Here is an 18,555-nt window from a genome sequence, read left to right as displayed (position 1 = left end):
GGCAGAGCCCGGCGGGCAGCGGGCAGAGCCCGGCGGGCAGCGGGCAGAGCCCGGCGGGCAGCGGGCAGAGCCCGGCGGGCAGCGGGCAGAGCCCGGCGGGCAGCGGGCAGAGCCCGGCGGGCAGCGGGCAGAGCCCGGCGGGCAGCGGGCGGCGGGCTGGACCCGGTAGATGGCAGGCCAGCGGACAGAGCCGACGGGCCGCGGGCCAGCGACTGGGCCCGATGGATGGCTGGCCAGCGGGCAGAACCCGGCCGAACGGCGGGCAGCAGGCAGAACCCGGCCGAACGGCGGGCAGCAGGCAGAACCCGACGGGCGGTGGGCCAGCAGGCAGGAACAGACCGACGGCGGGCCGGCAGGCAGGAACAGACCGACGGCGGGCCGGCAGGCAGGAACAGACCGACGGCGGGCCGGCAGGCAGGAACCTGGTGGGCGGCGGGCTGGCGGGCTGGGCTCGGTGGGCGGGTCAGCGGGCAGCACCTGGCAGGCCTCGGCCGAACCGTCCGGCGTATGTGGCGGTCGGGTCGGTTGGCGGGTGCGGCGGGTCGGTGACGCTGGATCGTGTGTGATGCCGACGTTGAGCGTTCGCGTTGGCGCACGGACAGGGGCTGCCCAGTCAGGGTTCGGGCACGGGTGGGTCTGTGTCTGTCCGCGCGGGCGACGGGTCGGAGAGCGATGTGGTCGGCGGGGTGCGGGAGTCGCAGGCAGCCGACGGGCCTGCGAAGCGCCCGCGTGGGTCAACACCGACAGGAACAGGTCCATGGGATCGATGGCCGTGGAGAAGCAGAGGCGATTGGCGGGGCTGCGGGGAACCGTGGGCGATCAGCGGGGTCCTCGCGACGCGCTGGCACGGTCGACATGGACAGGAGCAAGCCCCGCGGGGCAATGGTCGTGGAGAAGCGCGGGGGTAACGGGTGCGAGGGCTGCGGGCGATCGGCCGATGCAGGAGGAAGTCGCGAGGGGAACTGGTTCGGTGGGGTGCCACGGGTGTTGACGTGGCTGACGGTGCGGGTGGTGGGGTTGTCCAGGGGTCCGGGGGGTTGGGTGTCCGGGGGTCAGGGGCGGGTTTGGGAAAGCAGGCCCAGGGACATGGCGGTGGTGACGGCGGCGGTGCGGTCGCTGACGTCGAGCTTGTTGAAGGTGCGGAGCAGGTGGGTCTTGACGGTGGCCTCGGTGATGTGGAGGGTGCGGCCGATGTCGGCGTTGGTGGCGCCGGTGGCGACGAGGGAGAGGACCTGCAGCTCGCGGGTGGAGAGGATCGGGGGCTGGGGCGGGTTGCGGATCTGTTGGACGAGGCGGCCGGCGACGGACGGGGCCAGGACGGTCTCGCCGCGGGCGGCGGCGCGGATGGCGGTGGTGAGGTCGGTGCGGGAGGCGTCCTTGAGCAGGTAGCCGCTGGCTCCGGCTTCGACGGCGCGGAGGATGTCGGCGTCGGTGTCGTACGTGGTGAGGACGACGACGCGGGTCTGTGGCAGGGCTGCGAGGATGCGGTCGGTGGCGCCGGCGCCGTCGAGGCCCGGCATGCGCAGGTCCATGAGGATGACGTCGGGGCGGTGGGTGTGGGCGGCAGTGACGGCCTCGTCGCCGGAGCCCGCTTCGCCGACGACGGTCAGGTCGGGTTCGGACTCGAGCATGCCGCGCAGGCCGTCACGGACGACGGGGTGGTCGTCGACCAGCAGGACGCGGATCATGCCAGGCCCAAAGAAGCCGTGGAGACAGCGGGGGCGCAGACGGGTGGCATGGCATTGATCATTTCAGCCGGAGCCCCGTAAAGCGGGCGGAGTGCGCGGGTCATGCCAGCTCGACCGTGATGGTGGTGCCGGCGCCGGGGCGGCTTTCGATGGTGCAGGTGCCACCGGCGTCCTCGACCCGGGCGCGCATGCCGGCCAGGCCGTAACCGGCGGCGGGTGCACCCGGAACGCTGAATGCGACGGCGGAACCAGAAGAAGGAGCAGTGAAGCCGGCCCCGTCGTCGGTGACGGTGAGGACGACCGAGGTGCCGGTGGTGGTGAGCCAGACGTCGACGGTGGTGGCGCCGGCGTGTTTGCGGACGTTGGTCAGGGCCTCCTGCAGGGAGCGCAGCAGCACCACCTGCCGCGCGGTCGGCAGGTCGATGAGGGCGCCGGCGGGGGACGGCAGGTGGCAGGCGGTGCGGATGCCGGTCTCGGCCGCCAGGCGGGAGAGCTGGCGGCGGACCGCGGCGACGAGGCCCGCGGTGTGCAGGTCGGCGGGGCTGAGGGCGGCGACGAGGGCGCGCGCCTCGGCGAGGTTGTCGCGGGCGGTGCCGACCACCTGCTCGAGGCGCCGCGCGGTCTGCGCGGGGTCGGTGGCGGCCTGGGCGAGGGCGATGATGCTCGTGAAGCCCTGCGCGAGGGTGTCGTGGATCTCGGCGGCGAGGCGGGCCCGCTCGGTGAGCACGCCGGCCTCGTGGGAGAGGCGGGCGACCTCGGCGCGGCTCGCGGACAGCTCGGCGATCATCGCGGCCCGCTCCTCGTTCTGGTCGGCGAGCCGGTCGATGTACGTGCCGGAGACGATCGCGAAGGCGAGGCCCAGCACGGTGAGCGGGATCAGGCCGTGGACCCGGGTCAAGGTGCCGTCGCGCAGGTAGGCCAGCGGCACCGGGACCAGGTCGAGGACGGCGACGACCGCGATGGCAGGGCGCAGCGGGAGCGCGGCGAAGAGCATCGCGGCCCATGCGAAGAGCGCGAACGCCGCCGTGTGGTCGAGCCAGACCGCGGTGAGGTGCAGCAGCGCCAGCACCGCCACGAAGAGCGGCGTGGCGAACTGCACGAGGCGGAACACGAGATACCAGCCGAGGCACGCCACCACCAGCACGCACGCGAGCACGGAGCCGGGAGGGTCGGCCAGCATGAAGCCGACGACCGACCCCACGACCGCCACGTGCAGCGCGTCCCACAGGCCGAACGTCACCGGCGCGACCAGCGGAACGTCAGCAGGCTCAGGACCAGGCCGATCAGGCACCACGCCCCCAGGACCAGGGCGGTCTTGCCGGGCTCCCATGAACCTGCCACCTCCTGCGCGGCGAGGGCGTCGGGCAGGAACACCGAGCGGAATCCCTGCCCCATCCACTTGACGGGGAACAGCGCCGAGACGTTGACCATCGCCGATGGCAGCGCGGCGATGTGGACGAAGATGCCGGACGTGAACTGCAGGACCAGGACAGGCAGGTTGAGCACCGCCGGGGCGCTGCGGGCCGAGCGGGCCAGCGACGACGCGGCGATGCCCAGCAGAGTACAGGCGACCACCGACAGAACCAGGAGCCAGCCGAACCTCAACCAACGATCAACACTCAAGAACACCGGCAGGTCGAAGAGCAGCACACCGACCAGCAGCAGCAACAGCACCTCGAAGAGGGCGGCGAAGAAGACCAGCACGATCTTGCCGATGAAATAGGCGCCGGCGGTGACGGGCGTGCCGCGCAGGCGTTTGAGGGTGCCGTCCTCGCGGTCGACGGCGATGCCGACGCCCATGGAGATGAACGCGGTGGACAGGATGCCGTAGGCGATCATGCCGGCGGCGAACACCTGGCTGTGCGTGGTCGGGGACCCCGGCGAGACGGGCGCGTCGAAGATGAGCCCGAGCAGGATCGTGAGCAGCGCCGGGAACGCGAACGTGAAGATGACCGCGTCCTTCTGCCGGATCAGCTGGAGGACCTCGACGAAGCCGCGGGAGCGGCCCATGGCGAGCGTGGACGGCATGGTCATGACCGGGCTCCGATGAGGTCGAGGTAGACGTCTTCCAGGCTGGGGCGGCGGATCTGGAGGTCGAGGGCGTCGGGCGGCAGCGCGGCGACGACGCTGTTGGGCGAGTCGGTGCGCACCTCGTGCAGGCCGGTGCCGTCGCGCCAGGTGACGGTGGTCTGCGCCCGGGCCAGTCCGCCCACAGTGGATGGTGTACCGGCGGCCACGATCCGCCCGCCCGCGATGATGGCCAGCCGGTCGGCGAGCGCCGCGGCCTCTTCGAGGTAGTGGGTGGTGAGCAGGACCGTGGTCCCGTCGGCGGCGAGGGAGCGGATCAGCGCCCAGAACTGCCGCCGCGCCTCGGGGTCGAAGCCGGTCGTCGGTTCGTCGAGGAAGACCAGGGCCGGGTTGCCGATGATGCCGAGCGCGACGTCGACGCGGCGCCGCTGCCCGCCGGACAGCGTCCGCACCCGGGCGCCGGCCTTGTCCGACAGCCCGACGAGGTCGAGCACGAGCGAAGGGTCGCGCGGAGCAGGGTAGAAGCGCGAGTAATGCCGGACGGTCTCGCGAACCGTGAGGTCGGCGGCGTCGGTGGCGGTCTGGAGCACGATCCCGATCCGGGACCGCCACCGGCGGCCGGCGGAGAACGGGTCCTCGCCCAGCACCCGTACATCACCGGAATCGCGGCGACGGTGGCCTTCGAGGATCTCGACGGTGGTGCTCTTGCCCGCGCCGTTGGGCCCGAGCAGGGCGAAGATCTCCCCGGGCCCGACGGCGAGGGAGATCCCGTCGACGGCCGGGATGCCCCCGTACGCCTTGCGCAGCCCGTGCACTTCGATCGGTGTCATGAGGACATCGAAACGCGTACACACCCTGCCGCGGGACGACCGGAGGACTGAAGCCGGCTGTCAACCGGTCGGTGGACAAGCGCCGAGCCGGAGGACCTGGGCGGGTAGGTCCTCCGGCTCGGCAGGGGATAAAGCGCTAGAGGCTCGTCACGTAGATGATCTGGTTGGCCGTGTTGGCCGGACCACCCGTGTTGTTGATGACGTGGTTGATCGTGCCGACGCCGCCGAGCGAGACGCTGACCATGTTGCGCAGCGCGACGCCCGCCTTGACCGGGACCTCGAAGGAGCGTTCGCCGACGACGGCCGGGTTGGCGTTGAAGTAGCAGTAGCTGCCCAGCCCGTACGCCTCGTGCGTGGTGACGGCGTCGGCGACCTTGTAGGCGGCCCAGCCCCGGGTGGAGCCGTTCATCCAGGCGGCCTGGTTCGGCGGGTCGTAGGGCATCTCGTTCTGGAAGAAGTACGTGCGGCCGCCGTTGCCGTTCCAGATGACCTGGTACTGCTGGTAGTGCTCGACGAACAACCCGTACATCGTGACGTTGTTGCCGTTGACGACCATGCCGTTCTGGCCGGTGTTGATGTTCCAGCCGTAGGTGCCGGCGTTGCCGTGGTCGGCGCGCCAGATCCACATGTGGTCGCCGATCACGTTGTTGCTGTTGACCTGCAGGCTGACGGTGGCCTTGCCGACGTGGGCGCCGCCGACGCGGAAGTACACGTCGTGCAGCGAGGTCGGGTTCGCGGCGTGTGAGGCCGAGGAGCCGGCCGGGCCGAGCTCGACGAGGGTCGGCGAGTTGACGGTGCCGGCGTCGATGAGCAGGCCGGCGAGCTTGACGCCGTCGACGTCGGCGACCTTGATCGCGGTGACGCCGTTGTCCGGCACGAACGTGGCGAGGCCGAGCCCGAGGACGACCGTGTTCGGGTTGTTCACCTGCAGCGGCGCGTTGAGGTGGTAGACGCCGGGCGTGACGAGCAGGTGCCGGCCGGCGGCGAGCGCCGCGTTGATCTGCGCGGCGGTGTGCCCGGGGCGGACGATGAAGAACTGGTCGAGGGAGATCGACGAGCCCGCCGGGGTCTTGCCGAACCAGCTGGTGCCGGTCGTGTTGCTCTGCAGCGCCGGGACGAACACCCGGTAGGTGCCGGTGCCGTCGATGTAGAGGAACGGCTTCTCCCGCTGCAGCGGCGTCTGGTTGATCACCGTGTGCGACGGGTTCGGGAAGTTCGGCGGCGGGGCGCCCTGCACGCCCTGGAAGACCATGTTCCACACGGAACCGGCCCAGCTGCCGAGCTCGCTGTTGCGGGTGTACCACTGCTGCTGCGAACCGGACACGACGCGCCCGTCGACCTTCGTGTCGGCCATGAGGCCGCCGGAGGACCAGCCGTCGCCGCCGTTCCAGAGCTGGATCTCGTTGTTGCCGCCGCGCAGGTGCATGCGGCGGTACTGCACGGCCTGCGAGACGGCCCAGCGCTCGACCTGCACGCCGTTGCCGGTGTTCGGCAGGGTCACGGACAGGTTCTCCGCGCCGCGCCAGAAGTTCTGGGTGGCGTTGCCGCCGAACCAGGTGGCCTCGGCCCGGACGTGGCCGTTGATGTTGACGTCGTCGGGTGAGAACCCGAGGCCGGCGACCTGGGTGTAGAAGCCGACGTTGGCGTCGACGGTGTGGTTGCCGGGCTTGAACAGCACCGCGTAGCGCTCGGTGCCGAACTGGTTGGTCTCCTGACCGGCGAAGATCTGGTTGAGCCGGGCCTGCGCGGCGGCCTGCTGCGACGGGTCGAAGACGGAGACGTTGGGGCCGAAGTTGGGGTTCTTCGGGTCGGGCGTCTCGATCGGCCCGCTGCTCGTGGGACCGCTGCTCGACGGGCTGGCGCCGCCCAATACGTACACCTCGAACTCCCACAGCGAGACGCCCCACTGCGTGGCCTTGGCGGTGGCGTTGACCCGAACATAGCGGCCGGTGCCGGTCACGTCGATCGTCTGGACCCCGCCGGTGCCGGTGGTGGTCGAGTGGATCGTGGTCCAGACGGCGTTGTCGCTGGAGACCTGGATCTGGAAGGCGTTGGCGTACGCGGCCTCCCAGCGCAGGACCACCCGGCAGAGCTGGTACGACGCGCCGAGGTCGACGGTGATCCACTGCGGGACGGAGGCGGCGCTGGCCCAGCGGGTGCCGGTGTTGCCGTCGACGGCGGCGCTGGCGGGCGTGCCGGCGTTCTCGGTCGAGGAGGCGGTGACCGGGCGCGTGATCGCGCGGTTCGTCGGGCCGCAGGTCTGGCCGGTCGGCGAGGACTCGCCGTACACCTGGAACTCCCACAGCGAGTAGCCGTAGGCGGTGTTGCGCTGGGTGCCGTACATCCGCACGTAGCGTCCGGTGCCGGTGACGTTCAGCGTCTGGGTGCCGCCGGCGCCGGTGGTGGTGCTGTAGACCTGCGTCCAGGTCGCGGCGTCGTTGGAGATCTGGATCTGGAACGCCTTGCCGGACGCGGCCTCCCAGTTGAGCACGACCTGCGACAGGGCGGCGGGCGCGCCGAGGTCGACCTGGATCCACTGGGGGTCGGCGAAGGCGCTGGCCCAGCGGGTGCCGGTGTTGCCGTCGGTGGCGGCGGTCGCCGGCGTGCCGGCGTTCTCGCTGGAGGAGGCGGTGGTGGGCTTGCCCTGCGACAGCAGGGTGGGTGCGGCGCTCGCGTTGGGCAGCGCGATCGCGGCGACGGCGGTGGAGAGCATCAGGGTGGCGGCGCCACCGAGCAGCCAGCGGCGCAGACCGTTGCGCCGCGGTGGCGCATCAGCGGGCGCATGCGCCGCGGGATAACGCGACAAACGCGGAAATTTCATGATCCTGCCTGTCAGTCGGGGGACGTGGCGGGGCCGCGAGCTGGGCGGACGGAACCGTGGGCGGTGACCTGTCGAGGCAAGGCGGTGCGTCGACGGTCGTCGACATTTTCATGTCGGGAGCCACACATGAGAGAGCGCTCTCTCAGAACCACGAGTGTTACGCCGAGGTTGCACCGGCGTCAAGACATACTTCGATCGCGACGTAAACAATCCTGTTTTGTCCGATTCTACGGACGGCCGGAACCGCCTCCCGACCTTGACGTCCAGGTGACGCACCACTTTAATGACGACATTATTTAAGTCCCGACAGAAACCAACTGGTCGCGGCAACACCCCGTTCGGCTGGGACCAGCACCACCTTCACCCCCTGTCGAGCGTGCGACCGTCACGCCGCAGCCCCAACCCCTGCGGTCGCTTCGGCACGCCGGTCGGCACCCATCGAAAGGGCAGACACGTGCCGAGACGAAGGCTCGCGTTACTGATGGCGGCCGCCCTCCTGACCGGTTCGCTCGCCGCGTGCGGCAACCCCGTGGCGGACGCCAAGACCCTGACCTACTGGGCGAGCAACCAGGGCAGCAGCCTCGAGTTCGACAAGCAGACCCTGGCCCCCGTCCTGGAGCGCTTCGAACAGCAGACCGGCATCCACGTCAAGGTCGAGGTCGTGCCGTGGTCGGACCTGCTCAACCGGCTGCTGGCGGCGGCGACGTCGGGGCGCGGCCCGGACGTGGTCAACATCGGCAACACGTGGTCGGCGTCGCTGCAGGCGACGAACGCGCTGATCTCGTTCGACGCGGCGGCGTTCGACCGGATCGGCGGCCGGGACCGGTTCGTGCCGGCGGCCCTCGCCTCGGCGGGCGCGCCGGGCAAGGCACCGGCGGCGGTCCCGCTGTACTCGCTGTCGTACGCGCTCTACTACAACAAGCAGATGTTCGCCGACGCGGGCATCAGCAAGCCCCCGGCGACGTGGGAGGAGCTCGTCGAGGTCGGCAAGCGCCTCACCAACGGCAAACAGTGGGGCCTGGCGATCGAGGGCGCGAACCTGTCGGAGAACGCGCACCATGCGTTCACGTTCAGCCAGCAGTACGGCGGCGAGTGGTTCGACCTGAGCGGCAAGCCGACGTTCGACACGGACCAGAACGTCAAGGCGATCAAGCGGTACATCGACCTCATGGCCGTCGACAAGATCGTCAACCCGAGCAACGCCGAGTACGCGAAGAACGAGTCGCTGTCCGACTTCGCCAACCGCAAGGCGGCGATGCTGCTGTGGCAGGCGGCCGGCTCCGCGTTCCAGGCGCAGGGCATGCGCCCCGAGGAGTACGGCATCGCGCACGTGCCGTTCCCGGCGAACCCGCCCGCCGGCGGCCGGAAGGTCAACAGCATGGTCGCCGGGATCAACATCGCGGTGTTCCGGCACAGCAGGAACCTGGAGGGCGCGATGGAGTTCGTGAAGTTCATGACCAGCGACGACGAGCAGGTCGCCCTCAACAAGGTGTACGGGTCGCTGCCGTCGGTCAAGGGCGCGCTCACGAACCCGGCGTTCCAGGCACCGGAGCAGAAGATCCTCGCCGAGGTGCTCGCCTCGACGGCGTCGCCGCTGCCGCAGGTGACGACGGAGAGCCAGTTCGAGACCCTCGTCGGCGCGGTGATGAAGGAGCAGTTCGCCAACGCGGCGAACAACAAACCGATCACCGAGGCCGCCATCCGGGCGAAGCTGAAGGCCGTCGAGCAACGGATGAAGGCATGACCGCGCCACGGTCGGCCCGGGGGTCGGCGACCGTCCCCGTCCCCGTCCGCCGGCCCATGCACGCCGCGCCGGACGTCCGGCAGCACCGCGGCTCGGCCCCGAACGCCGCGCCGCGCAGGCCGAGCTCACCCGCGCAGCGCAGGCGGCGCCGGCTGCGGTCCAAGTACCTGCCGTACATGCTGGTCCTGCCGGCCGCGTTCCTGGAGATCGCGATCCACGTCGTGCCGATGCTCGTCGGCGTGTGGATGAGCCTGCTGGAGCTGACCCAGTTCCACATCCAGGACTGGTCGACGGCGCCGTTCGTCGGGTTCGGCAACTACAGCGCGACCCTCGACGTCAACAGCGAGACCGGCAAGGCGCTGCTGCACTCGTTCGGCATCACCGTGCTGTACACGACACTGTCGGTGGCGATCTCGTGGCTGTTCGGCCTGTCGGCGGCGGTGTTCCTGCAGCGGCCGTTCCGTGGCCGGGCGCTGCTGCGCACGCTGTTCCTCACCCCGTACGCGCTGCCGGTCTACGCCGCCGTCATCACCTGGGGGTTCCTGTTCCAGCGGGACACGGGCCTGGTCAACCACGTGCTCGTCGACCAGCTCGGGCTCGTCGACGGGGAGCGGCCGTTCTGGCTCATCGGCGAGAACAGCTTCTGGGCGCTGCTGGTGGTGTCGGTGTGGCGGACGTGGCCGTTCGCGCTGCTGTGCATCACCGCCGGCCTGCAGAACGTGCCGACGGAGATGTACGAGGCGGCCGCGATCGACGGCGCCGGGTTCTGGCGGCGGATCACCTCGGTGACGCTGCCGTCGCTGCGGCCGATCAACCAGGTGCTGCTGCTGGTGCTGTTCCTGTGGACGTTCAACGACTTCAACACCCCGTACGTGCTGTTCGGCGGCTCCGCGCCGCCGGAGGCGGATCTCATCTCGATCCACATCTACAACAGCTCGTTCAGCACCTGGGACTTCGGCACGGGCTCGGCGATGTCGGTGGCGCTGCTGCTGTTCCTGCTGCTGGTCACGGCCGTCTACCTGTTGATCACGAACCGCAGGAGGATCCATGCGTGAGGGCCGGGGCGAGCGGATCGCCCGCTGGATCGTGCTGACCTTCCTGGCCGCGTTCGTGCTGACGCCGCTGTACGTGATGGTGAGCTCGGCGTTGAAGCCGCTGCAGGACGTGCAGGACTACTTCACCTGGTTCCCCTCGACGCTGACGTTCCAGGCGTTCGTCGACATGTGGAGCACCGTCCCGCTCGGCAACTACCTGCTCAACAGCGTGATCGTGGCGTCGGTCGCGGCGGTGTTCTCGGTGGTGATCGCGGTCTTCGCGGCGTTCGCGATCAGCCGGTACCGCTTCCGCGGCCGGAGCGTGTTCTCCGTCGCGGTCCTGTCGACGCAGATGTTCCCCGGCATCCTGTTCCTGCTACCGCTGTTCCTCATCTACGTGAACCTCGGCACGGCCGGCGGCGTCGACCTGTACCAGACCCGCCTGGGCCTGGTCATCACGTACCTGACGTTCTCGCTGCCGTTCTCGATCTGGATGCTGGCCGGCTACTTCGACTCGATCCCCCGCGGCCTCGACGAGGCGGCGCAGGTCGACGGCGCCGGGTCGATGCGCACCCTGTTCACCGTCATCCTGCCGACCGCGGTGCCGGGGATCGTCGCGGTGACCGTCTACGCGTTCATGACGGCGTGGGGCGAGGTGCTGTTCGCCTCGATCATGACGGACCAGGACAGCCGGACCCTCGCCGTCGGCCTGCAGGCCTACTCCACCCAGTTCCAGGTCTACTGGAACCAGGTGATGGCCGCGTCCCTGGTCGTCAGCGTCCCGGTCGTCGCCGGGTTCCTGGCGCTGCAACGGTACTTCGTGGCCGGCCTCACCGCCGGCGCGGTCAAGTAGGGCACCGCGCCGGCGGCACGGTCACGCGAGCCGCCGGCGCGGCCGAGCAACGCGCAAGCAGCCCCCGTCCTCAACCACCAAGAGGAGAACCGTCCCGTGCTGGATCTGTCCAACCTCCCACCGAACTTCATCTGGGGGTCCGCGACCGCGGCGTACCAGATCGAGGGCGCCGTCACCGAAGACGGCCGTGGACCGTCCATCTGGGACACCTTCAGCCATGCGCCGGGCAACGTCGACAACGGCGACACCGGCGACGTGGCATGCGACCACTACCACCGCTGGCCGGAGGACATCGCGCTGATGCGCCGGCTGGACCTGGCGGCGTACCGCTTCTCGGTGGCGTGGCCGCGGGTCATCCCGGCCGGGACGGGCGCGGTGAACGAGGCCGGCCTGGACTTCTACGACCGGCTCGTCGACGGGCTGCTCGAGGCGGGCATCCGGCCGTTCGCGACCCTGTACCACTGGGACCTGCCGCAGGCGCTGCAGGACCGGGGCGGCTGGCCGGAGCGGGCGACGGCGGAGGCGTTCGCGGACTACGCGGCGGTCGTCGCGGGCCGGCTCGGCGACCGGGTCGCGGACTGGAACACGGTCAACGAGCCGCTGTGCGTCTGCTGGATCGGGCATCTCGAGGGCCGGATGGCGCCGGGCGAGCGGGACCTGACCCGGGCGGTCCGCGCGTCGCACCACGTGCTGCTCGGCCACGGCCTGGTCAACCAGGCGATCCGCGCGTCGGCGCAGCTGCCGCCGGCGGTCGGGATCGTGCTGAACCTGAGCCCGACGGAGCCCGGCAGCGACCGGCCGGAGGACGTGGCGGCGGCGCGGCGCGCCGACGGGCACATCAACCGCTGGTGGCTGGACCCGCTGCACGGCCTCGGCTACCCCGCGGACATGCTCGACACGTACCGGGTGGAGGTGCCGGTCCGCGACGGCGACCTGGAGCTGATCGCGGCGCCGACGGAGTTCCTCGGCATCAACTACTACTTCCGCCAGGTCATCGTCGACGACCCGGGCTCCCACGCGCCGAACGTCGCGCAGATCCCGGTGCCGGGCTCGATCGAGACGGCGATGCCGTGGGAGGTCTACGCGAAGGGCCTGGAGGACATCCTGGTGCGGGTCGCCGAGACGTACCGGCCGCGCAGCATCCTCGTGACGGAGAACGGCTCCGCGTGGGCGGACACGGTCGAGCCGAACGGCGACATCCAGGACAAGGAGCGCGTCGACTACCTGGAGCAGCACCTGGACGCGGTCCGCAACGCGGTCGTCCGGGGCGCGCCGGTCGACGGCTACTTCGCCTGGTCGCTGCTGGACAACTTCGAGTGGGCGTACGGCTACGACAAGCGCTTCGGGCTCGTCCGGGTCGACTACGACACGCAGCAGCGCACGATCAAGGCGAGCGGCCACCGGTACGCGGAGCTGATCCGGAGCCACCGGGCCACTCATCAGTCCGGTCAGCAGGCAGGGCACGATCCGGTGATTTAGGGTCGAATGTGGCGCTGCCGGGTATGCAACACGGCAGCGCCACGCCACCTGCGACCGAGGAGACGTGATCATGAGCTCTGAAACCGCGAGCTGGGACCCGGCACCGGACGAGGAAGGCCAGCTGTCGGCCCAGGACACCCTGTCGGACCGCGGCCTGGACGACGCCCTCGACGAGGGGTATTCGCCGCCGGAGAAGCCGCTCGGGTTGAACGCGTTCGGGGTCACCCAGGCCGAGGCGCAACGGGGCGAGTCCTGGGACCGCCGCCTGCGGCAGGAGGAGCCGGACCCGGTGGCCCGGCCCGACCTCGACGACTACGGCACGACGACCGAGTCCGGCGAGTTCTTCGACGCGGGCGAGGTCGGCGACCGGCGGGCCGGGCGGCTCGTCGCCCCCGACGAGGGCTGGGGCGAGGACGAGGAGAAGGACGAGATCGGCTCCGACGTGGGCATCGACGGCGGCGCGGCGTCGGCCGAGGAGGCCGCCATGCACATCATCGAGCCCGACCTGCGCTGACGCCGTACAGTGGCGGCGAAATAACCAAGAGCGACCATCGCCACCGCGCCCGGCCACAGCACATACCATGTGGTGAGGGCGAGCAGCCCGACCACACACAGCAGCGCCACGACCGCGACGCGTCGGGACCAGCTCCCGACCGGCAGCAGCTTCACCGCGGCCGCCGTCCCCAGGACGTACACGACGACGAACGACGCGGTCGTGGCCAGCAGCAGCGGCTTCGCCCCGACGCCCAGCGGCCCCGCGACGGCGAGGCACGCGCCCGCGAGCCCGGCGACCACGGCCAGTGACCGGCGGGGCACCTCCCCCGCGCCCGCGCCCTTGGCGAGCCACGCGGGCATCGCCCCGTCACGGCCGAGGGCGGCGCCGAGCTTGGCGGCGCCCGCGAAGTAGGCGTTGACGGCACCGGCGGTGAGCAGCAGCGCGACGACCGCGGTGAGGATCTTCACGTCGCGGCCGAGGCCGATGGTGAGCAGCTCGGCGAGGGGCGCGGCCACGGTGCCGGCGCGCGGGCCGAGGACCAGCTGGCTGGTGGCGGCGACGAGCAGGTAGAGCACGCCGACGACGGCGACGGCGATCCAGGTGGCGCGGGGCACGTCGCGGCGCGGGTGGCGGTAGTCGGCGGCGAGCGACGTGAGCGCCTCCCAGCCGGCGAACCCCCAGACGAGCACGGCCATCGCGGGCCCGATCGCGAGCCAGCCGTGCGGGGCGAAGGGCCGCAGGTTGGCCAGGTCGGCGTGCGGCAGCGCGGTGCCGACGGCGAGCAGCAGCAGCGCGGCGAGGATGCCGGCGAGCCACAGCTGCGCCTTGCCGGACACCTTCACGCCGCCGAAGTTCAGCCCGGCGACGACGACGATGAGGGCTCCGGCCGTGAGCAGCGTCGTACGGTGGCCGCCGCCGACGACCGCGGTGACGTAGGCGGCGCCGAAGCCCGCGGCGGGCAGGAACCCGACGGGGACGGCGGCGTAGAAGATCCACCCGACGACGGCGGCGGCACGCGGGCCGAACGCCGCGCCGACGTACGTGGAGACGCCACCCGCATCCGGATACCTGGCGCCGAGCGCGGCGAACGTGGCGGCCAGGGGCGCGGACAGCACGACGAGGGCGAGCCACGCGACGAGCGAGGCGGGGCCGGCGACCTGGGCGCCGAGGGCGGGCAGGGCGATCACGCCGGTGCCGAGGACGGCGCCGACGGACAGGGCCGCGCCTTGCTTGACGGTGAGCATACGATCGACGCTAGGCCCGGGTTTGGCCCGGTAGAAGTACCAATATCCTCCTACCTGGAGTGGGCCAAGTTGGATCTGCACATCACGCTCGGCGGCCGGGGTGACCAGGCGACCCGCATCTACCGGCAGGTCCGCGACGCGATCCTCGACGGGCGGCTGCGGGCCGGCGAGCGGGTCCCGCCGAGCCGGGAGCTGGCGCGGGACCTCGCGGTGTCGCGCAACACGGTCGCCGCCGCCTACGACCGCCTCGTCGGCGACGGGTTCCTGGAGGGGCGGGCGGGGGCGGGCACGTTCGTGGCGATGCCGCCTCCGGCGTCCGGGTCGCGCCGCGCCCCGGTCGGCGCGCTCCGCCCGTCGCCGCGCTTCACCTTCCCCGAGCGGCCTTCCGTCGCTCCGGCGCGGTACGACCTGCGGGCCGGCCACCCGGACGGGGCCCTGTTCCCCCTCGCCACGTGGCGGCGCCTGCTGACCCGGTCGCTCAGCGCGTCCCCCGTCTACGGCGAGCCGGCCGGCCTGCCCGCGCTGCGGGCCGCGATCGCGCGGTCGGTGGGGCTGTCCCGGTCGGTGCGCGCGTCGCCGGAGGACGTGCTCGTCACCAACGGCGCCCAGCAGGGCCTCGACCTCGTCGGACGGGTCCTGATCGAGCCGGGCACGGTCGTCGCCGTCGAGGAGCCCGGCTACCCACCCGCGCGCGAGGCCTTCGAGTCGCTCGGCGCCCGCGTCGTGCCCGTCCCCGTCGACGGGTCGGGCCTGGTCGTCGACGCGCTCCCGAGGTCGGCGCGGCTGGTGTACGTCACACCCTCCCACCAGTACCCGCTCGGCGTCCCGATGACGATGCAGCGGCGGTCGGCGCTGCTCGGCTGGGCCGAACGGCACGGCGCGGCGATCGTCGAGGACGACTACGACAGCGAGTTCCGTTACTCCGACCGTCCCCCTTTCGCGGTGCTGGAGCCGCTGCAGAGCCTCGACCGGGCGGGCAGGGTCGTCTACGTCGGCTCGTTCGCCAAGACGCTCCTGCCCGCGCTGCGCCTCGGGTTCCTGGTCGCACCCGCGTCGCTGCGGCCCGCGCTCGTCGCGGCGAAGCGCCTCACCGACTGGCACGCCGAGCCCGCCGCGCAGGCCGCGCTCGCCTCGTTCATCGACGACGGGCAGCTGCGGCGGCACGTGCGGTCGGTGACGCGGGTGTACGCCACCCGCCACGACCTCGTGACCGCCGCGGCGCGCGGGGTGCTCGCCGACCGGTTCACGCTCGTGCCGTCGTCGGCGGGCCTGCACGTGACGCTCCTCGCCGCCCCGCACGTCGACGTGCCGCGGGTCGTCGCGCGGCTGCGGTCCGCGGACGTGGCGGTCGAGCGGCTCGCCGGCTTCTTCCTGGAGCCCGCGCCGGTGGACGGGCTCGTCGTGGGGTTCGGCATGATCGGCGCCGACGACCTGCCCGTCGCGCTCGACCTGCTCGACCGATGCTCCTCTGACCGGCCGACAGACCTCTCGTGACGGCTCCGCTATCTTGGACGGATGCTCGTGCGCCGCGCCGCCGCCCTGACCGCGCTCACGATCTGCCTCACCGGCTGCGGCTCCTCGCCGTCGAAACCGGCTCAGTCCGCCGCCCCTTCGGCGTCGTCGCAGGCACCAGCCTCCGCATCGCCGTCCGTACAGGCGGCCGCGCCCGCCTCTGCGGCGCCCGCCCCCGCCGGCATCCCCACGATCACCTACACGAAGGCCGCGACCGGGTTCCCTGCCGACCCCGACCAGTCCTCGACGGTCCCGCTGACCGAGGCGGCGCACCCGACGGCGAAGCTCGCCGCCTACGACGCGCCCGGCGGCACCGCCCGCGCCTACCTGACCCCCGACATCAGCGGCGTGCCGCTGGTCATGCCGATCGTCGCCCGGCGGTCCGGCTGGGTCGCGGTGCTGCTGCCGTCGCTCAACCGCAGCATCGGCTGGCTCCCCGAGGGCGGCTGGAACAGGGTGCCGCTGCACGACCAGCTCATCGTGCGGCGCGGCGCGTTCACGCTCACCTGGGTCCGCGACGGCGCCGTCCAGCAGACATGGACCGTTACCATCGGCGCGCCCGAGACCCCGACGCCGCTGGGGCGCACGTTCGTCCTGGGGCGCTCGTCGCTGCCGAGCAAGGTGTACGCGGGGCTCGACGTCCTCGCCCTCGGCGCCGTCCCGGACGACAAGGGCGCCGTCGCGGAGGGCCTGGCGGACGCGCACACCGGCATCCACGCCTGGTACCGCAACGAGTTCGGCTTCCGGCGCTCCAACGGCTGCGTCCGGATGCCGCCGGCCGCGCAGCAGGCCCTGCTCGACGCGGTCCCCGCCGGCACCAGCGTCGTCGTCCTGCCCTGATCCTTGCTCCGCCTTCCCTTCCCTTCCCTTCTCTGATCGGTCGTCTTCGCGCGGTTCACTGGCGCTTCACTCGCGACGGCTTACCGTAGGGAAGGTGATCCGTACAGTGGCACTGATTGGTATCGACGGCGCCGGCAAATCCACCCAGGCCCGGTGGCTCGCCGACTGGCTCGACGCGAGCGGCACCCCCGCCCGCTACCACCGCAACGCCGCCGGACGGGTCTTCTTCGGCCGGCTCGCCCAGCGCCTCGGCCGCCGCGACGCCGAAGACCTGCTCGGCGTGCGGCTCTTCCTGCTGGTGGAGACGCTGCTGCGCGGCCTGGTCATCACGAGGGCGCTCCTGGTGTCCCGGCTGACCGGCACGGTGGCCGTCATGGACAGGTACACCTACTGCCAGTACACCAGCATCACCGTCCGCAAGGGCAGGCTCTGGCCCGCGCGGCTGCTCTTCCGCCTCCTGCCGCAGCCCGACCTGGTCTTCTACCTGGCGGTGCCGCCGCCTGTGGCCCAGGCCCGGGTCGAGGCGCGGGGCAAGGACCACGAGGAGCTGGACTACCTGACGGCCTGCGACGAGGCGTACCGGGCGCTGCCGGAAGCTCCCCGGTTCACGATCGTCGACGCCGGCACCGACCCGTCGACGGTCCAGACGACCCTGCGCGCCGCGCTGCGCCCCGACCTGCTGCCCGGCGCGACCCAGCAGCCCCCGGCCCGCAGGACCTCCCACCTGCTCCCGATCGGCTGACCACCCGCACCCCTGCTCCCCACGGGCCCGGCCTGCCCGGCACGGATCTTCGGCGCCGCCGGCCGGTCCACCGTCGCGGCGCCTCGCGGCCGGTCCGCCAGCGCGGCGTTTCGGTGGACGCCGCCTCGCGGGCCGCCGCTCGCACGGCTGTCCCGTTCGGGTGACCTGCTCGCCTGTCGGAGAGCCGGCAGCTCGGACGCCGGTTAGCGTCGATGTCTCGGGCCCCGCGGGCATCCGAGCACGACGAAAGGAACGCGCGTGTTCTCCACCGGCGACGATCCCGCGGCGCGACTGCGACACGAGCTGCACACCCCGTTGACGTCGATCCTCGCGTACACCCGGCTGCTGCGCGACGACCTCGCCGGCGCCCCCGCCGCGGAAGCCCTGCGCGAGGGCGTCGCCTGCCTCGACGCCATCGACCGCAACGCGGTCCGCCTCCAGCGCTACGTCGACGGCGTCATCCTCCCCCTGGCCGCCGTCGACGAAGACCCCACGGGCACCCACCGCGCCGGCGCCACCGACCTGGTCGCGGTGCTGCGCGACGCCGTCGACCTGGCCCGCCGCGTGGCGGTCGCGGCAGCGGTGAGCATCCACGCGGACGCGCCCGCCACGGTCCCGGTCGCGGTCGACGACCTCGTCTGCCGGCACCTCGTCGGCCAGCTCGTCCTGTGGCTCGCGACAACCGCACCGAGCCGCGCCCACATCGAGATCGCCCTGCGCGCGGACCCCGTGCCGGCCATCGACGCGAAGATCGTCGCCCACGGCGAGCTGACCGCGCCGCACCCCCGCCCCAGCGACCCGCAGAAGCCCACCGACCTGCGCGTGGCGAGCGCCGTCGCCAGCCTCTGCGGCGGCGAGGTCCGCCTGGACGAGACCTCGTTCCGCCTCACCCTGCCCGCCAGCGTCCTCGCAACAGCAAGCCGCCTGTCCCCGTAGCGCGCGACTCCCCGTAGCGCGGCTGGCCGCCCTCTCGTGTACCTGCTCGGTCCGGGCTCCCCGCAGCGCGGCTCCCGCAGCGCGGCTCCCGCAGCGCGGCTCCCGCAGCGCGGCTCCCGCAGCGCGGCTCCCGCAGCGCGGCTCCCGCAGCGCGGCTCCCGCAGCGCGCGACTCACGTCGCTGTGGCAGCAGTTCACCGGGGCGATGGACGGCAGCTGCCCCATCCGTCCGTGCCCGGCCAAGCGACCGTCCGCTCCAAGACCTTCCTCGCCGGCCTCCCCGCAGTGCGCGACTCCCCGCAGTGCGCA

The 18,555-nt window shown here is 72.0% G+C and carries 14 protein-coding genes and 1 pseudogene; 9 read left to right on the top strand and 6 right to left on the bottom strand.

All coding sequences use genetic code 11. The features are described 5' to 3' along the window. Positions 1-1,052: 1,052 nt before the first annotated feature. The 5 genes from ABD332_RS22600 to ABD332_RS22580 form a co-directional block, all read right to left on the bottom strand. On the bottom strand, positions 1,053-1,688 hold the full coding sequence (locus tag ABD332_RS22600) for a response regulator (protein ID WP_344503994.1): 636 nt from the start codon (positions 1,686-1,688) through the stop codon (positions 1,053-1,055). A 100-nt stretch (positions 1,689-1,788) separates the two neighbouring features. Beyond that, positions 1,789-2,928, bottom strand: coding sequence for a sensor histidine kinase (locus tag ABD332_RS22595; RefSeq protein WP_344503993.1), 1,140 nt, complete (start codon positions 2,926-2,928; stop codon positions 1,789-1,791). Next, a complete protein-coding gene (locus tag ABD332_RS22590) occupies positions 2,925-3,722 on the bottom strand; it encodes an ABC transporter permease (RefSeq protein WP_344503991.1) in 798 nt (265 codons plus the stop codon). The genes ABD332_RS22595 and ABD332_RS22590 overlap by 4 nt, the downstream gene beginning before the upstream one ends. Beyond that, complete coding sequence (locus ABD332_RS22585; protein ID WP_344503990.1) at positions 3,719-4,546, bottom strand: ABC transporter ATP-binding protein; 828 nt, start codon at positions 4,544-4,546, stop codon at positions 3,719-3,721. The genes ABD332_RS22590 and ABD332_RS22585 overlap by 4 nt, the downstream gene beginning before the upstream one ends. 136 nt (positions 4,547-4,682) lie before the next feature. After that, on the bottom strand, positions 4,683-7,259 hold the full coding sequence (locus ABD332_RS22580; protein ID WP_344504040.1) for a galactose-binding domain-containing protein: 2,577 nt from the start codon (positions 7,257-7,259) through the stop codon (positions 4,683-4,685). A gap of 562 nt (positions 7,260-7,821) precedes the next feature. Between ABD332_RS22580 and ABD332_RS22575 the strand changes: the two genes are divergently transcribed. The 5 genes from ABD332_RS22575 to ABD332_RS22555 all read left to right on the top strand — a co-directional run bounded on the left by ABD332_RS22575 (position 7,822) and on the right by ABD332_RS22555 (position 12,991). After that, the gene (locus ABD332_RS22575) at positions 7,822-9,111 is read left to right on the top strand and encodes an ABC transporter substrate-binding protein (RefSeq protein WP_344503989.1); all 1,290 of its coding nucleotides are present in this window, start codon (positions 7,822-7,824) and stop codon (positions 9,109-9,111) included. After that, the gene (locus tag ABD332_RS22570) at positions 9,108-10,166 is read left to right on the top strand and encodes a carbohydrate ABC transporter permease (RefSeq protein ID WP_344503988.1); all 1,059 of its coding nucleotides are present in this window, start codon (positions 9,108-9,110) and stop codon (positions 10,164-10,166) included. Before ABD332_RS22575 ends, ABD332_RS22570 begins: the two co-directional genes overlap by 4 nt. Then, complete coding sequence (locus tag ABD332_RS22565) at positions 10,159-10,998, top strand: carbohydrate ABC transporter permease (RefSeq protein ID WP_344503987.1); 840 nt, start codon at positions 10,159-10,161, stop codon at positions 10,996-10,998. Before ABD332_RS22570 ends, ABD332_RS22565 begins: the two co-directional genes overlap by 8 nt. 96 nt (positions 10,999-11,094) lie before the next feature. Next, positions 11,095-12,477 carry a GH1 family beta-glucosidase gene (locus ABD332_RS22560; RefSeq protein ID WP_344503986.1) on the top strand — a complete coding sequence of 461 codons (1,383 nt, stop codon included), beginning with the start codon at positions 11,095-11,097 and terminating at the stop codon, positions 12,475-12,477. Between the two features lie 70 nt (positions 12,478-12,547). Beyond that, positions 12,548-12,991, top strand: a complete 444-nt coding sequence (locus ABD332_RS22555; RefSeq protein WP_344503985.1) for a DUF5709 domain-containing protein — start codon at positions 12,548-12,550, stop codon at positions 12,989-12,991. Here ABD332_RS22555 and ABD332_RS22550 read toward each other — a convergent pair. Next, positions 12,937-14,217 (bottom strand): annotated as a pseudogene (locus ABD332_RS22550) (APC family permease); the annotation flags it as partial. The gene ABD332_RS22555 and the pseudogene ABD332_RS22550 overlap by 55 nt on opposite strands. A gap of 69 nt (positions 14,218-14,286) precedes the next feature. Between ABD332_RS22550 and pdxR the strand changes: the two are divergent. The 4 genes from pdxR (at position 14,287) to ABD332_RS22530 (ending at position 18,247) form a co-directional block, all read left to right on the top strand. Further along, complete coding sequence (pdxR, locus tag ABD332_RS22545) at positions 14,287-15,711, top strand: MocR-like pyridoxine biosynthesis transcription factor PdxR (protein ID WP_344503984.1); 1,425 nt, start codon at positions 14,287-14,289, stop codon at positions 15,709-15,711. Positions 15,712-15,732: 21 nt separating this feature from the next. Further along, positions 15,733-16,569: a L,D-transpeptidase gene (locus ABD332_RS22540; protein ID WP_344503983.1), complete on the top strand. Its 837-nt coding sequence runs from the start codon at positions 15,733-15,735 to the stop codon at positions 16,567-16,569. 94 nt (positions 16,570-16,663) lie between these two features. Then, the gene (locus tag ABD332_RS22535) at positions 16,664-17,311 is read left to right on the top strand and encodes a dTMP kinase (RefSeq protein ID WP_344503982.1); all 648 of its coding nucleotides are present in this window, start codon (positions 16,664-16,666) and stop codon (positions 17,309-17,311) included. Positions 17,312-17,569: 258 nt separating this feature from the next. Further along, a complete protein-coding gene (locus tag ABD332_RS22530) occupies positions 17,570-18,247 on the top strand; it encodes a histidine kinase dimerization/phospho-acceptor domain-containing protein (RefSeq protein ID WP_344503981.1) in 678 nt (225 codons plus the stop codon). The last annotated feature ends 308 nt before the right edge of the window (positions 18,248-18,555 follow it).

It is taken from the genome of Dactylosporangium maewongense, from assembly GCF_039531485.1.
In the GTDB taxonomy this organism is placed as follows: Bacteria; Actinomycetota; Actinomycetes; order Mycobacteriales; family Micromonosporaceae; genus Dactylosporangium; species Dactylosporangium maewongense.
This window is presented reverse-complemented; position numbering and strand designations above follow the sequence as displayed.

Bases quoted from the DNA above. Each gene is read 5' to 3' on its own strand.
- ABD332_RS22600 (WP_344503994.1), bottom strand. From the start codon at position 1,688: ATGATCCGCGTCCTGCTGGTCGACGACCACCCCGTCGTCCGTGACGGC.
- ABD332_RS22590 (WP_344503991.1), bottom strand. From the start codon at position 3,722: ATGACCATGCCGTCCACGCTCGCCATGGGCCGCTCCCGCGGCTTCGTC.
- ABD332_RS22585 (WP_344503990.1), bottom strand. From the start codon at position 4,546: ATGACACCGATCGAAGTGCACGGGCTGCGCAAGGCGTACGGGGGCATC.
- ABD332_RS22565 (WP_344503987.1), top strand. From the start codon at position 10,159: ATGCGTGAGGGCCGGGGCGAGCGGATCGCCCGCTGGATCGTGCTGACC.
- ABD332_RS22555 (WP_344503985.1), top strand. From the start codon at position 12,548: ATGAGCTCTGAAACCGCGAGCTGGGACCCGGCACCGGACGAGGAAGGC.
- ABD332_RS22580 (WP_344504040.1), bottom strand. From the start codon at position 7,259: ATGCTCTCCACCGCCGTCGCCGCGATCGCGCTGCCCAACGCGAGCGCC.
- ABD332_RS22540 (WP_344503983.1), top strand. From the start codon at position 15,733: ATGCTCGTGCGCCGCGCCGCCGCCCTGACCGCGCTCACGATCTGCCTC.
- ABD332_RS22570 (WP_344503988.1), top strand. From the start codon at position 9,108: ATGACCGCGCCACGGTCGGCCCGGGGGTCGGCGACCGTCCCCGTCCCC.